Genomic DNA, 15,480 nt, shown 5'->3' with positions numbered 1-15,480 from the left:
GCATAGGTCGGTTGACCTGTAAAATGTGCTTGGGCATGGCCCGCACCTGCTTTCCAATCGGTTTTCACTTTCAGCGATTGAAAATCGTACACACAGGACGGGCTACGCTCCACTACTCCAAAAAGCCCCAACAAATTTGCGCAAAAAACCGGGCGTTATCGTTTAATAAAAATCTGTGAGCATCAATATTGCCTATAAATGAATTTGACTTGACTCTATATTTTTCAATGTTCATACAACAACTAAGTACTAACTGTCTCTGAATACCAGAGATAGTCTACTAGTTCCGTATACATCGATAGCAGTCAATCTCAACTCATAAGTAGTTTGCTATCCTATAGTGGGTAAATCTCGTCAGTATCACCTCAGGCAATGCGCTACTCATCACGATCCATAATCTGTGCACGATACGAGTTATAAGCACCCCACACCACCAACGCCAAGCCATAAAACGCATACGCCTCAAACTGAATATACAGGTATGCAACCAGAATAAGCCAGCACACCGTGGTCCGGTTCCACGCATGGTGCACACTTAGGGACACCACCACCAGCACCACCAGAAGCAACATGACGAGCACGCCGAATTCGGTGATGAAGCTGACGTAGGCACTCATGGTGAACGTGTCTGCGGGCGGGTTCTGCAGACCTCGGATCTCGTTGTTGACCAGCCCTCCTCGGGCGTCATACCAGCGCCGGGCACCCCAATATCCGGTGCGCACCGCGTTCGAGATGTTGCCCGCGCCCCAGCCGAACAGCGTGTGCCACAGGTCATGTGTCCATGCCCAGGCGGGAGCCAGCATGTGGAAGATCCTGGCGCTCATCGACTGGTCGTCTTTCAACAGGCCGTCGCTAGCCAGTTTGCTGAGCCGTGGATCAAGGAATACCGCGGCTACTCCCCCCGCCATCACGACTCCGATGCCGGACACCGCGCCAATCGTGGCCCCACGGCGCCGGAAGTTGATCAACGCCGCCAGCCACAACACCCCCGCCACGACCACATCGATGACGATTCTGGTGCCGGCGCCCATGAGCAGCGAGCCGAGCGCGAACACGGGGATCACCACCGCGACACGACGGTCTTTGGTCAGCCAGTAGACCGGCAGCAGGACGCCGAACAGATGCATGCCGATATAGCTCGGCTCAGCGAACAGGAACTGCGGGCGCTGCCATGTGTAGTTGCGGTACATGAGTCTGGCGAAGAACTGTTTGATGCCGGCCACGTGCCATTGCACGCCGGCCCACTGCACCATGCCGACCAGGAACGCGACACCGTAAGCCGCCACGAGCACGGTGACCATGGGTTTCCACGGCAGCCGCTTGATGCGCAGCGCAATCTCCAGAGATGCCAGACACGCCAATCCCAGCACCACCGAGCCGATGGAGCGGGCCGCAGCCCAGCCATGGAAGCCGATGGTGGTCCAGCCGTAGCAGGACACGAGCACCAGCAGCAGCGGGAACAGCACGAACGGCAGATAGCGCCTGGCAACGGTTCTGAGCAGCCGGGCATTGACCAGTGCATAAGCCAGAAACAGCCACGGCGACAGCGGCGTCCAATACGGCAGCGGAATGCCCGCCACCGTGCCGTCCACCGGCAGGAGCGCAAGCGCGGTATAGAACAGCAGGTCGGACGGCTCGGAGATAATCGCAGACTTCTGGGACGTGGTTGTTGGCATTGATGGAGCTGCCGCAACAGCCGGAACAAGTGGAAGCTCCGGGGTCGAATCGAGCGCCACCCTCTGCCGGTCGGGCTGCGAGAGCTGCTGATTCGACTGATCCGTGGTACCGGCGGGATTCGGTTGACGTTGACGCCGATGCGCCGGCTCATTGCGATTATTCATACGGTTCGCCATACCCGTCCTCTCGGGATTCATCAGTGATGCCATCAATCAGTGGTGCTGTTCGACAGGATACGCCCGGTTGAATACCGAAATTGCGATAGGGGACGGCGGTGGGGAGGCAGCTCCACGAATCTCTTTGCCTCCGGGCAGAACACCGCCGAAGGACAACGGCACGCGGCACACAATACCAGAATCTGCGCCAATACGCTCCACCCGTTGCAAGGCGGCTCGGCTAACTGGAGCATCCGCGTCAACGCACGATATCGTCCCATATTCCACTGAAACAACACCGAACAGGAGCCCTTACAGCGTCCATTTCGACGACTATCACCGTCAGCAACTTTCCCAGCACTCTCAGAGACATTCTTCAAGAAGAGTTCTTGAACTCATCCGACATCGGCAACTACCGATTCGTTAAAACTGCCAGGGGAGTTAAAACCGTCGCTGGTGGAATCATTCGCGGCAAGCGATGCGTCCCCCACCACTATGGCGTCCCGACCTGTCAGGGCATTCAGCATAATGTCGGATTTCTGGATGATGTGACGTTACCCTGTCTATAATTCCCAGCGGTTTGCCTTGTGCTTTCTCCGCCATCCGTCCAATCACCGGCAGAAAGGAAGCAAATACTTTGAACGCAAATTCCCATCATGCATGCTTCATGCCGGCGAGGTCCAGTGAGCGGTCGTCAGGCAGAGACATTCAATACTGTCGGTAGCTCCCACACATTTCGTAAGCGCATTCGCCATTCCACCGCAGTTTTCTTTACCTAGGAACCCAACCTCAAGCAGTACGACCGATATAGTGTGAGATAAAAGCTAGGCACATCGTCATGCTCTATTGCGTTTATCGACAAAATCCAAGCAGACCTTCCTTATATTCACCGTTGCCAACAGAACACACATGAATTGGGCTCACACCAAATGCATACCCTATCGTTCTGTAATCAGAACATGCTCCGGCGAATGCTCCACCTGATAATGCTTGCGCATGCTCGTCAGAATCCGGCGGATCTCGGTGTTCGTAGCGTCGGCGGCGTCGTGGAATTTTTCGAATTCCTGGCCGTGCGGGTCTTCGATATCCTGTGAGTCGGGGAGCAGAGGATGCACCATGGCCGACTGGGCGATGACGGATTGCAGACGTTGCTGAACTGTCGTGCCGCTGATGAGGCCGCGCTGGGCGCAGTATTCGCACATGTTAGCGAAGTCGCCGAGCAGAAAGGTATAGCGCACGGCGGTGGGTACCAAGGTGACGATGCTTTTGCGCTGGCTTTGCTCGAAGCACAGGATCAGGTCGGCGGACTGCACCATGGAGCGGGTGAGCCTGCGGGACCGGAAACCGCTGGAATCGATGCCGATGCTGTCCATGATCCGCCGGGCCGACGGGTCAATCTGGTGCGTCGTCAGGCCCTTTGTCCCCGCGCTCGACACCCGTATGCTGGTACCGCGCAAGTATCGGGTCAACAGCAGCTCCCCCATCGGGGAGCGGCAGATATTGCCGGTGCAAACGAACATGATATGCATGAGATCACTTCCCTATCGCGCAGGCGTTCGTATTGACCGTGACGCCCGTGTCGGCCCAGCCCATAGGGGTCTGGTCCACCGTCAGGTCGGAAACCGACTTGCTTGATGTCGTTACGTCAAACGTAAGAGTGGCCTTCTGCCCGGGCTTCAGCAACAGATTGAACGCCTGCACCGACTTGCCGTTGATGGTTTCCTTGCGCTGACCCGAAACGCTGCCGCTGATATTCAGGTTAGACAGGCTTCCACCGGCCGGAGCGTACAGGAGGGTCTTCTCCATTGCGGTGCCAGGAGCCATGCCGTCTTGCTCGTGGCCGACGATATACTCAGGCAAGCCCGCGATGTCGCCGCTGTTGAGCGTGTTTTCAAGCGTGTACCGCACGGTGTATGTCTGCGAGCCGTTCGCGTTGCAAGATGATCTGGTGATATTCGACGTGCGGTGGATGTACCAGTCCAGCTTCGAGCCGTGCTGCTCGGTGACATACACGCCCACGGCCGGATGCTCCTCGCTGCTCGGCGTTTGCGCGGTGAAGCCCGCGTCGCTGATGGTCTTCTCGACGTTCTTGTCGAACGAGTACATCGAGAAATGCCGCCCGGCCGCCATCGTGCCCATGATATCCGCAGTCTGCGCCAGCTTCTTCACGTTCATATTCGAGAACATGTTGCCGATGCTCTGCGTTGCCACCTGCTGGAAATACAAGTCCTGCTGCGCAACCGGATATTCCTTATATACGGTGTTGAGCAGGAATTCGGCCGTGTTCTTGCCGGTGAGTACTCTGCCGTCGCTCAGCTTGACGTCGCCGTTGATGCCGATCAGCTCCTGTAGGAACACCGGATCGAGCAACAGCACGCCATCAACGTTCTGTTTTTTGCCCCACGATGTGCGCTGCCAGATCGCCCGGATTCCCTCGGCGGATCGAGACGCATCCGGATACACCGCCAGATCGCGCACGTCGAACGACATGTGCAACGGACCCCAGCCGTGGAAGACGCGGTACTCGTCATTGGTGGGGGCACCCGCGCCATAGGGGATATACACCTGATTCGGAAGGAAATCGCCGATCGATATCTTGCCATTATTCGTCGTCATCATACCGACCGAACCAATCAGCCCTCCGGCAGAGCGCGCTTCGGAGGTCGTCATCGACATGATGAGATAGTTCCTCGGCTGCGACGACCCGAGAAAATCAGGGAGGATGTTCATGGCCTTGGACAGGGAATCGACGGATTTTGCCACGCTGTTCAGGCTTGTTTTCGCAGTGTCGTAGGAATCCTTGACCTGGCTGATGCTGGGGTTCGGCAAGTTGTTGAAATCAGCCACCTGCTGCTGCAGCACGACGTTAGCGGATGCAATGCTTTTCTGCGCGTTCAGGATCGGCTGGAGGTTGAGTTGCCCGTCGCCCGTGGTCAGCTGCGAAGATTGCAGGCCGGTGACGGCGTTGACGAACCCCGGGACGGCATCGCCCATGATGCTGTCGACCGCAGTCGTCATGCCTTGCACCGTGGTCACGTCGTCGCCGACTTTCGGCAGCTTCTTCGCGTAATTCCACAGCGTGCCGTGCGCGATGCCCTTCGCTGCGCTGGTCTCCTGCCGGATGGCGGGAAGCTGGGCCTGCAGGCGCGTCATCTCGTCGGCGTTCGTGACATCGGAAAATGCGCCCACCATCTGCAGCGCCTTCTGCTCGTGATCTCGGACCTGCTTCGCCTGCGAATAGAATCGCATGCCGACTATCCCTGCGGCTGCGAGGATCACAATCAATATGACGATCACGCCTACAACCCACGGCCAGATATGGTGCCTTTTTAGCGGCTGTCCATGACTGGCGTGCCTGCTCGGTGCCATGCTGTCTCCCATTCCTGCCGCTGTTGTTACCAGTTGCGCGGCACAATCCGCTTTATTATTCCTCACGCCTCAGCGCGTGACCGCGAATCCCGCATTTTCTGCACATTCTCCATATAGTAACTGCCCTATGGCAGCCGCCCCGCTGCAATGTATGTCACAACATCGTGCGTCCGAGGAAAAGTTTTTTGCACACGTAAAAATGTCCTGCCATAATCGGCGTACCAGTGAAGGTGTGTCTTGCAACCGCATCACCCGCCACGACGAAGCATATGCAAAAAAACAATACCCCCGCGTATTATAAGGAAATGGCCAGGAAACGTGAAGGAGAAGGCATGGATCTGGGGACCACATACGCGCATTCAACTGTGCCGGAAGAAACGACGCGCATGCGCGTATCCGGCCCTTCAACGATGACGGGCGCGGCAGCCGAGGCGCAGGCGCAATCACAGAACAATCCGCCCGAGCCGCCACAAGCCGCCTGCACAAACCAGGATGATGCTCCCCCAACCTTCTTTGACGGCTCCTATTTTGTCGCCGGATCGCACGGCAGGCCGGCTAGGGCCAAGGAAGGTCGCAGATGGCGACCCTTTGATTACAACGTGCCTGCATGGAGCTACACCTACAATGCCACGCTCGTTGCGCTCGATATGGTGATGACGCTGATTTCCGCAACGCTCGTGCTCATCACATTCCCCGGCTCGTACAGATACCTGCAAACACATAACGTGCTGGGCGACGGGCTCGTAGAATACCTTATTCTCGTTTGCGCGACATGGGTTGTCAGCCTCGCGCTGAGTCATATTTATGAGCGCCATACCATGGGCGAAGGATACGCGCTCTACAGCAAGATCATGCGGGCGATCTTCGTCGACTTCATCATCCTGGCTACGGTCAGCTATTTCTTCAAAATGGATGTCCCCCGCTCGCTGACCTTCTTCGTGCCCGTGTTGTCCGGCATATTCACGATCATCGAGCGGTGGCTGATGCGCAGAGCTTTGCATCGCAATCGCAACAAAGGCGAATACAACTACCCCACAATTCTCGTCGGGTCGCCGCAAGGCATCCATGAACGCGTCAGGCTGCTGCGCGAGCATCGCGGCCTGGGTTACGCGCCGATAGCCGTGTGCCCGGTCGCCTCTGCCTCGAACACCGCTGACGCGGACGGTCCGCAGCACCTTATTTCCGTTCCTTTCGAACCCGCCGATGAATTCGAGGCCGGCCTGCGCGTGCTGCCAATGAACTCCCACCTGCCCCAGACCGCGCACTTCCTCAAGGCGCAGACCGTGCTGGTCACCGATGTGATTGAACGCTATTCGGAAACCATGCGCACGCTCTCGCTCGCCGTGGAATCCATGGGCATCGAACTGGCGTTCAGCGCGGTCGTCGCCGACATGGACGGCGCCTCGCTGCATTTGCGCACCGACCCGGTCACACCGGTCTTCACCGCACGATTGCCCCAATACTCGATCTTCATCAGGATCTGCAAGCGCATTTTCGACATCATCTGTTCCTCGATCGCCATCATCCTGACCTCGCCGATCATGGCCTATGTCGCGATCCGGGTACGCTCGCAGGACGGCGGACCGGCCATCTACAAGCAGGAACGCATCGGACTGTACGGCAAGCCATTCACCCTGTACAAGTTCCGCTCGATGACCGTGAACGCCGACAAGCAGGATGAGGCCCTCGCCGAGCAGCTAGGCTCCGAGCACGGCGTACTGTTCAAGGCCAAGAATGATCCGCGCGTCACCGAATTCGGCAAATTCATCCGCAAGACGTCACTGGACGAGTTCCCGCAATTCTTCAATGTGTTCAAGGGCGATATGAGCATGGTCGGGCCTCGGCCCCAACAGCAATACGAGGTCGATCAGTACGAATCCCTCTACTCCACGCGCCTGCTCGTCAAACCCGGCATCACGGGACCATGGCAGATCTCGGGCCGCAGCAACCTGAGCCAGAGCGAGGCCGAGCAGCTCGACGTCTCCTACATCCAGAGCTGGTCGCTGACCGGCGATCTCGCGATCCTGTTCAAGACCGTGAGCGCAGTGGTTCGGGGCACCGGCTCATACTGAGTTCAAGCCGGATCCCAGGGCATGGCGGTCTAACACAGATGGGATGCACTGCGTAACGGTGCATCCCATAGGGCCGACGCTACTCATCCACGATGTGATCTACCGTTCACCAAACGCGAGCGAAGCAGTCCACACCACGGTCCGGCAGATCGTGGCCATGGTCTTCAAGGGCCACGTCATGCATATGGTGAAATATCCTCGACCCACAAGGATGTTATGATATATACTTTCGAAGTCTTGCGGTCAGGGCGCAACGACGCACGGAGACAGCGGAGGCACAAACAGGAAGAAGTTGGTGACGCATGAGTGGGCGCGGACGCGGAATCGGGCATGGCCCGACTGGCACAGGAGATACGAAGCGCGCTCATCCCGCAACAAAACGCGACAGCCTGTCCAGGGTGCTGCCCAAGGAAGAATCCTACGTAAACGGCCATCTGAGCCGCCCGGCATTCATCTCGATCGCCATTCTGACCTTCATCACCTTCGTCGGCAATTTCACGCAGCTGCAGCTCAGCGCCGCCCTGCCGACCATCGTCAAAGAATTCAACATCAACGTCACCACCGGCCAATGGCTCAGCTCGATCATGTCGCTCGTGATGGGCGTGATGGTGCCGCTGACCGCGTTCCTGACTCGCCGCTTCTCGACCCGACAGATCGTCATCGCCTCGATGGTCGTGTTCACAGTCGGCTCCGTGCTCGCCTGGCTCGGGCCCTCATTCGTGCTTGTGCTCGCCGGCCGCACCTTGGAAGCCATCGGCTCCGGCGTGATGTGGCCGGTGCTGCAGATCACCGTGTTCTCGATCTACCCGATGGAACGCCGCGGCGTGGCCATGGGCACGGTCGGCATGGCGATGAGCGTCTCACCCGCCATCGGCCCGACCATCGGCGGCTGGCAGACCGACGCGAGCGGCTGGAGGTCCATCTTCATGACGCTCACGGTCATCGGCCTGATCGCGCTGCTCATGGCGATTTTCGGTTTGCGCAACTTCGTCGACAATGACGCCGACGTCAAGGCCGATTTCTTCTCGGTCGCCCTATCGGTGCTTGGCTTCGGCGGCGTGATGTACGGCTTCACCAACAGCGAGGCCTACGGGTTCGGCGCGCCCTCCGTGTGGGGGCCCATGCTCGTCGGATTCGTTGGCATCATCTGGTTCGTGCTGCGCCAGCTCAAAGGCGCGAAACGCTTCAGGCAATTCTCCGATCGCGTATTCGCCGCGCGCAAGGCGGGCGCAGACGAGAGCACCGTGCAAAAACTCAAGAATGCGGACGTGCAGCCGCCGCTGCTTGACCTGACCGTGCTGCGCAACCGCAGCTTCGCGGTCGGCACGCTTACCGCCACGCTCAGCTTCTTCGCATTCAGCTCCATTCTGGTGATCATCCCGCTCTACATCCAGAACGACCGCGGCTACTCGGCCACCATGAGCGGCCTGATCATGCTGCCCGGCGCAATAGGCCAATGCATCTCCCAGTTCGCAGGCGGACGCGCGCTCGACCGATTCGGCGTGCGCCCGGTCGCGCTGACCGGCTCGATCCTGCTGTTCGCAGGCACCCTCATGATGAGCCTGATCGGCCCGCATACATGGATCTGGTGGGTATCGATCTGCCAGTTCATCCGCCAGATCGGCATGGGATTCGTGCTCATGCCCATCACCACCTGGTCGCTCAACTGCCTGAAGCCGCGCGAAGTGTCGGCTGGTTCGGCCGTGACCAACACCGCCCGTCAGCTTGGCGGCGCCATCGGCGCGCCCGTGCTTGTGATCCTCATGGAGACCTTCACCGCTCTGCGCCAGCGCGCGCTCGGCGGCGGGGCGTCGCATGCGGTCGCCGCGAACATCTTTGGCGTGCAGACAGCTCTGCACATCAGCTCCGCCATTGTTCTGGTCATGGTGTTCACCGTACTTTTCGGCGTCAAGGGCGATGGCGCCGGATCCGCGCGCGACGTCGCCCATCGCGCCCTGCACCGCATGCACACGGAGATGGAAGAGCGGGCTGCCGCGCGCGCGTCGCACGGCGGATCCAGGTCGGGTGCCAAGTCTGGCTCTGGCGAGTGGCCGGATCGGATCGAGTGACGAGACAGGGCTTGGCGCCAAGGCTGGATTGACGGGCGACTGCTGCGGAAGGCAGTCCTCGGATTATGGCACAAACAAGGCCGAAAAACCTCACCTGCGTTCAGACTCTTACTGCTGCGGAAGCTCTTGGGCGGGGCAGACGTGCAGGACGGACTGCATCGAGCGCTTTTCCTGGGTGGTGATGGTCAGGCCGTATTTCGTTTTGACGCCTATCTGCCGGGCCACGTATTGGCAACGGTACGCGCTGTTGGTCGGCAGCCAGTAGGCGGCCGAGGCCGAGCCCTTCTCCTGATTGGCCGGGCCGTCGACGGCGAGCAGATTGAGCATATCGTTGCCGAAACGGTAGCGTTTCGCCGTGTCCCACGCGCTGGCGCCCGACTGCCATGCATTGTCGAGCGCGACGACGTGATCGATCTGCACGGCGGAACTAGTTTTCACGCCGCGCACGAAGTGGATGGTTTTGCCGGTGTACGGGTCATGCAACACACCGGACTTCACCTTGCAACCGCCTGCGTAGGCGTACTTTACGTCGGTCATATCACGGGTCAGCACGTCTTCGCGCACATCGCAGCCGTTGCCGTCCGTATCGGTCTGATTATAGCCGAAGGAATCGCGCTGATAACCGCCCGACTTCGGGCTGTCGTTCACGCTCAGGGCATTCAGGGCGTCCGCGGCCGGGCCGTTGGCCGCGTATTCGCCGGTGAGCTGGCCGACTGGCTCGCTGATCTTCGGCAGCACGATGCCGATAGTGACGCCGACGACTGCCGCCAGCACCAGCAGAATCAGCAGCCGTTCCAACGGGCTGCTCGCATCGAAGCGTCGCCTGGAGAAATGGGCGCCGGGCGGGCGGTTGTTGAAGCCATCATTGCCGCCGCTCTGGTTGCGCGTACGAGGTGAGCCGCCGACCCGGTCGGCGTCGTCAGGTTGTTGCGGATGCTGCGTCATAATCTCGTCATGATAGCCGGAGGCCGCCCGAAGAAGACCGAAAAAATGTTTGAGGACTGCTTCGGAGGCTCGTTGGAAGCCCTTCAGCACAGAAAACCGACAGTCCGCAGAGCTTTTGCGAATGTATTAAGCACTTTGCTGGTGTTTTGCACGGTTTCATAGATCGCATCCGTCAATGGCTCACTGCCAAAATGGCTTCATTCCAACATTGTGGCGAATGCCGATATCAGCGTCTACTTTGCGAAGTGCTTAATAGGCGAAAAAAGTGCTTAATAAACGCTGATGACCATAGCGGCTGCGGTTGCGAAATAGTTGATGTCAAAAGAGATTTTGGCGAAATTCCAACGATTTGCAGCCGCGATTGGTTAAAAACACATTGGCCGGGCAAGTGGCAGGCCAATGAAAATGGGGGCGGTGCGACAGATGGATCATCGGAAGCCAAGAGCTTCAGATGGACCGGTCTTGGACAGATTGGGCGCGAGTGGCCAGCTGCAGAGCTTGGAACGCGCTTTCAGATAGACGGAAGCGGCATGGCCGAAGTTGTAGCGAAGCAAATCGGTGCTCTGCTGCGCCCGAAATGCGCGCGTTCTGGCAGCTGTCCGACCGGGGGCCGCTGCTCGGACAGCAGAACACTCACGAGTAGGAGAAGGTGCGCGGGTCGTGGCCGGCGCGGGTCGGACCATCGATATGACGGTATCCGGCTGCGAGCGCGGATTCGACGACCGGAGCGGTCTGCTCGTCGTCTACGCGCAGCACGCCAAGTCCGATCTGCGGTATGGCATTGCCGTCCGCAAGCGCGATACCGGGAACCGACACGCTCGTGCCGGCCGCGCCGCCGACACCTCCGACACCTTCTGAGACGGCCGTGTTGGATACGCCGCTGGCGCCACCGATGTTGTCCGTCTTGGCTAGGTCGCCAGTATCGTCGGCGTTCGCCGCATTGGATGCGTTGCGTGCAGATGCGTTCATATCATCCCTTCCCTTCCGCTACGAGCCTTCGCCCACTACGATAACGACCATACGGCACAACATGGCGACGCTCTATCGCCAGCTCGTCGGCTCAACGCGAAAATAGCAGGTTCGCACCAATCTTCGCCGGTCGTGGGAGACTGGAGGCATGGCCAATGCTTCCAGAATGACGTCGTACCAGCGGCGCGAACAACTTCTCGCCATCGGGCGTTCGCTGTTCGCAGCCAAAGGCTTCGAAGCGGTGAGCGTCGAGGAGATCGCGGCGAGCGCGAAAGTGAGCAAGCCGATCGTCTACGAGCACTTCGGCGGCAAGGAAGGGCTGTACGCGGTCGTGGTGGATCGAGAGATGCAGGCGCTCAATGATGCGCTCGCCCGCGCGCTGGACGATCCCGAGGCGCATCCGCGCCAGCTCGTGGAACGCACGGCGCTGGCCCTGCTGACGTATATCGAAGGGAACACACAGGGATTTCAGGTGCTGGTGCGAGACTCCCCTACCACGGATCCGGCCGGGTCGTTCAATTCCCTGCTCGGCGACGTGAGCCTGCGCGTGGAGGAAATACTCACCGAATCATTCAAAAAACAGCATCTACCGACCAAAGGCGTGCCGTATTATGCGCAGATGCTCGTGGGCATGACCGTGTTCACCGGGCAATATTGGACCGATCGGCGCAAAGTCGGCAAGGAGCAGCTCGCCGCGCATATCGTGAATCTGGCATGGTACGGGCTTTCCCGGCTCGAAGCCAAGCCCGAGCTTCGCTTCGAAAGCGATAAGGCGAAAAAAGCGTTGCAGCGGCGCATAGAGAAAGAGGCGAGGGAAGCTCAGCGCGCATCAGCAGCGCAGTCCAAGACCAAAGCCAAGGGAAAAGGCAATGGCAAGGATGCAGATAACGCTTCGAGCGCGGCTCCGGGCGAAGCTGAGCATGATTCGCCATCCCAAGCTGCCGAGGAAACGGGTCCCCAGCCCCATCGCGATCCAGGCGCAGCCGCACGCCGCCGCAAGACCGGATCCGCTGCCGCGCCCGAGCCTGGTTCGGCAACCTCCCCTTCCACTTCCCCTTCCACTTCCTCTTCCACTGATGAACATGACGCATCCGGCGCGTCTGAAGCGCCGACCCCTGCAACCGAACCGGCTCCGGAACCCGGCGAAGCCGCCTGAGGAACCGACGCCGTTCCGACGGTCATCGCGCTGCTGAAGAACAAGGCGTCTTCCATAGGGCATTACATGACGGTTCCCGAGGGCAGCAGCCGGCCTCAGGGGTCGCCGGGCATGCCGGCGATGGCGCGCACGAAGGTCAGGCTGCCGCCCAGGCTCCTATTGCTGGCATTCCATTCGACGCCGTGGGCGACGGCACGCAATATCGGGCTCCTTTCCCCGGCTCCGCGGTCCCGCCATTCAGCGATCCGCCATATGGCGGGACTGCCGGCCACAATGCGTTGCCGCCGAATGCTCGTGAGGGCACTGGACTGGGCACCGATTCCACCAACGTGCATGCGTGGATCCCAAGTGGCGCCGCAGGCGTTGTACATGTCGCCGCTCTGCGCGATATCGTAAGCGGTTTCTCAAGTATCAGGCCACAAACACCAATTCGGCGTCATCGCCCGCGCAGGCAGGTTCGGTCGGACGACGGCCGGCGCATCGCGGTTGGGATCCGTCCGCGTCTTGCCTGACACACAAAGCCTGCATACGGCCGTGTGCTGTAATAGAGCTATGACGTTAGCAGAACAGTCCGGTGCGCAATCCGATACCACCCCGCAATCCCCTGAACAATTTGACAACCATAATCATGCATGCCATGCCGGGACTCGTGCTCATAATCCAGCCACCCCGCCCGCCGTCGCCAGCCCCGAACCAGCTGAGGGAACGATCGCGGGAACCGTGGTCTTCGATTTCGATGGCACGCTGTGCCTGGGAGACGGACCGGTCTGGTCATATGCCGAGCATGCCTACGCCAATCTTGAGCCGGAGCTGCGTCACGAGGCCGAAGCGGCGCTCGACGGATATCTGGCCGGCACCATGCCCGCGCAGACGAGGGAGACGCACGGTTGGCAGGACGGCTACGACGTCGTGGCATCGTTCTGCCGCGATCGCATGGCTCCGCAGCGGTTGCAGGAGGCTTATCTGGCGAGCCGGGCCGAGCTTGCCGCGGGCTCGGCCAGCGTTCATATGCCTGACGGGATGAAGGATTTCCTGCGCCGGCTCGGCGTGCTGGGGTGCAAGCGGATTCTGCTGTCGAACTCGCCGATCACCGGCCTGCGCGAGACGCTCGAGCGATTCGGGGTCACCGACGACATCGACACCGTAGTGCCCAACGGCGGCAAGCCAAGCCAATGGCCGCAGCATCTGGCGGACTTTACCGAAGCTGCCGGAAGCGGACACCTCCTGAGCATCGGCGACTACTGGACCAACGACATCGAGCCGGTGCTCGCCACGGGATACGAGGTCGCCTACATCCACGACAGCGAGCCGTCCGGCGCGCATGATCGGCCTACGTATCAGGCTTCCAAGCTGCCGCAAATGTATGACGCCATCCTCGAAGGTTGCGCAGCCTGGCTGCGTTGAGCGGGGGCGTAGACGCCTGGCTGGCATAGCTCGGTGGGCGAATGCGGATGCGGCACTGCCCTCAGGCTCCTTGGCAGCGCCTCACCGATCGGACAACGAGAAGGAGTTGTTCATCAGATTGCTCGAGGTGAACAGCACCGTGGCCAGCAGCGCTTTCGTGCGTTTGCGCAAATAGTCGGCCATGGCCTCATTGGCCTGTTCAAGGGCGGCAAGGGTGTCACGGTCATTGCGGACGCCGGAGGCGTCGTCGGAGCCTGCGTGCTTCAGTGCCGCATCGGTATCGGCCACAAGCTTATGGCCATATGACAGAATATCCTCGCGGAAATGCTCGAGGTCGGCGCTATTGCTGGCGAAATGCGGGTCGGCGATCGCCGCGATGATGCGGTTCGTCCAATACAAGGCGTCAGTAGTCACTTCGCCGGTCGTGCAAGCCAGATACTCCGGCGTCGTGCGCACGCTGGTGTAGAAGGGCGCGACCGAAGTGAAGGGGTTCGAGCCGAACGCCAGCCACATCACGGCGCGGTTGACCTCGGGCTCATAGGGCCGCAGCTGGAGAATCGCAAGATGGCCGTTGCGGTTGATGCCGATCGGTCGGTAGCGGTGACGCGATTCCTCGGTGCCTTGCACGCCGTACACGTCGTAGGGCGTGTCCTCGTAATGCGAGCTCATGATGAAATCGATGTCTTCGATCGTCACCTTGTTCTCGGGCACGCGGCACCACGGAATGTCCTCCGAGATCGGCGTGAGCGGCGCGGCCGGCGAATCCCAGTCCTCGCTGGGGTTGAGGGTGCGCTGCATGTACCAGGCGCGCGGCGTGTTGTAGATGTGGTCCTTCGGCGTGGCGGTGCCGAACAGCTTGCGCGGATTCAACCGCCTGACATGCTCGGGGCCTTCGTCCATGCTACGGTCGAGATGGTTATGCGCGATGAACTCGCGCATATCCGCGCTGCACATGTGGTTTTCCCGCGCGCCCAGCGCATCGTCCAGATCGAACTCGTCGATGCCGAGCTGGTTGGGAATCGCGGCGTAGCAGTCGTCGGGCACGCGTTTGGCGATCCAATGGTGGCCGCCGATCGTTTCGACGTACCAGACATCATCCACGTCGCTGATGCCGACACCGTTGACCTCATACGTGCCGTATTGCGCCAGCAGCGCGCCGAGCCGCGTCACCGCCTCTCGCGCCGAATGCACATACGGCAGCACGAGCGTAATGAAATCCTCCTCGCCGATGCCGCCGGACCGCTCCGGCTCGTAACCGACCAGCTGCTGGTCGCTGCCGTCTTGCGCCGGCCTGAGCATCACCAGCGGGTCCGCGCCGAGCACACGTTCGTTGACGGCCAAGGTCTCGGTCGCAGTCATAGCCACATTGCGCTCGCTGACGCCGGCCTCGGCGAGAATGCCGCGATTGGGCAGCGCGTTGGGCGCGATCGAATAGCGGCAGGGGTCGTCGGGCAGTTCGATGCGCACATGGCTCAGCGTGCTGCGATACTGCCGGGGCTGATCCTCGGGATTCACAGCGACGAAACGCTTGGGATCGAATTTGCCATGACCCGTATCATCATCGCGCGCGATGATCGTCGAGCCGTCATACGTCGCCGATTTTCCAATGAGAATGGTTGTGCAGGGCATGCCTCCTACTCTATGAGCAGCCCTGACGAAATGCG

Annotated in this window: 8 protein-coding genes and 2 pseudogenes; 4 read left to right on the top strand and 6 right to left on the bottom strand. The window is 60.1% G+C overall.

Annotated elements, in window-relative coordinates:
• Positions 1–377 precede the first annotated feature (377 nt).
• The 3 genes from LKG04_RS06260 to LKG04_RS06250 all read right to left on the bottom strand — a co-directional run bounded on the left by LKG04_RS06260 (position 378) and on the right by LKG04_RS06250 (position 5,081).
• Complete coding sequence (locus tag LKG04_RS06260; RefSeq protein ID WP_291760875.1) at positions 378–1,841, bottom strand: hypothetical protein; 1,464 nt, start codon at positions 1,839–1,841, stop codon at positions 378–380.
• 929 nt (positions 1,842–2,770) lie between these two features.
• Entirely contained in the window at positions 2,771–3,361 is a 591-nt protein-coding gene (locus tag LKG04_RS06255; protein ID WP_291760877.1) for a low molecular weight phosphatase family protein, read from the bottom strand.
• A gap of 4 nt (positions 3,362–3,365) precedes the next feature.
• Positions 3,366–5,081 carry a DUF4012 domain-containing protein gene (locus LKG04_RS06250; RefSeq protein WP_291760878.1) on the bottom strand — a complete coding sequence of 572 codons (1,716 nt, stop codon included), beginning with the start codon at positions 5,079–5,081 and terminating at the stop codon, positions 3,366–3,368.
• Positions 5,082–5,611: 530 nt separating this feature from the next.
• On the opposite strand from LKG04_RS06250, the gene LKG04_RS06245 reads away from it, so the two are divergent.
• Positions 5,612–7,273 carry a sugar transferase gene (locus tag LKG04_RS06245; RefSeq protein WP_434734846.1) on the top strand — a complete coding sequence of 554 codons (1,662 nt, stop codon included), beginning with the start codon at positions 5,612–5,614 and terminating at the stop codon, positions 7,271–7,273.
• Positions 7,274–7,671: 398 nt separating this feature from the next.
• Positions 7,672–9,342, top strand: coding sequence for an MDR family MFS transporter (locus tag LKG04_RS06240; protein ID WP_291761057.1), 1,671 nt, complete (start codon positions 7,672–7,674; stop codon positions 9,340–9,342).
• Between the two features lie 108 nt (positions 9,343–9,450).
• On the opposite strand, the gene LKG04_RS06235 is transcribed toward LKG04_RS06240, so the two are convergent.
• Positions 9,451–10,287: an HNH endonuclease family protein gene (locus LKG04_RS06235; RefSeq protein WP_291760884.1), complete on the bottom strand. Its 837-nt coding sequence runs from the start codon at positions 10,285–10,287 to the stop codon at positions 9,451–9,453.
• Between the two features lie 678 nt (positions 10,288–10,965).
• Positions 10,966–11,103 (bottom strand): annotated as a pseudogene (locus LKG04_RS06230) (aldo/keto reductase); the annotation flags it as partial.
• A gap of 301 nt (positions 11,104–11,404) precedes the next feature.
• Between LKG04_RS06230 and LKG04_RS08810 the strand changes: the two are divergent.
• A pseudogene (locus LKG04_RS08810) lies at positions 11,405–12,091 on the top strand (TetR/AcrR family transcriptional regulator); the annotation flags it as partial.
• A gap of 873 nt (positions 12,092–12,964) precedes the next feature.
• Positions 12,965–13,816 carry an HAD family hydrolase gene (locus LKG04_RS06220; RefSeq protein WP_291760890.1) on the top strand — a complete coding sequence of 284 codons (852 nt, stop codon included), beginning with the start codon at positions 12,965–12,967 and terminating at the stop codon, positions 13,814–13,816.
• A gap of 81 nt (positions 13,817–13,897) precedes the next feature.
• On the opposite strand, the gene LKG04_RS06215 is transcribed toward LKG04_RS06220, so the two are convergent.
• On the bottom strand, positions 13,898–15,445 hold the full coding sequence (locus LKG04_RS06215; protein WP_291760893.1) for a C69 family dipeptidase: 1,548 nt from the start codon (positions 15,443–15,445) through the stop codon (positions 13,898–13,900).
• Between the last annotated feature and the right edge of the window lie 35 nt (positions 15,446–15,480).

Source organism: Bifidobacterium sp., assembly GCF_022640935.1.
GTDB lineage: Bacteria > Actinomycetota > Actinomycetes > Actinomycetales > Bifidobacteriaceae > Bifidobacterium.
This window is presented reverse-complemented; position numbering and strand designations above follow the sequence as displayed.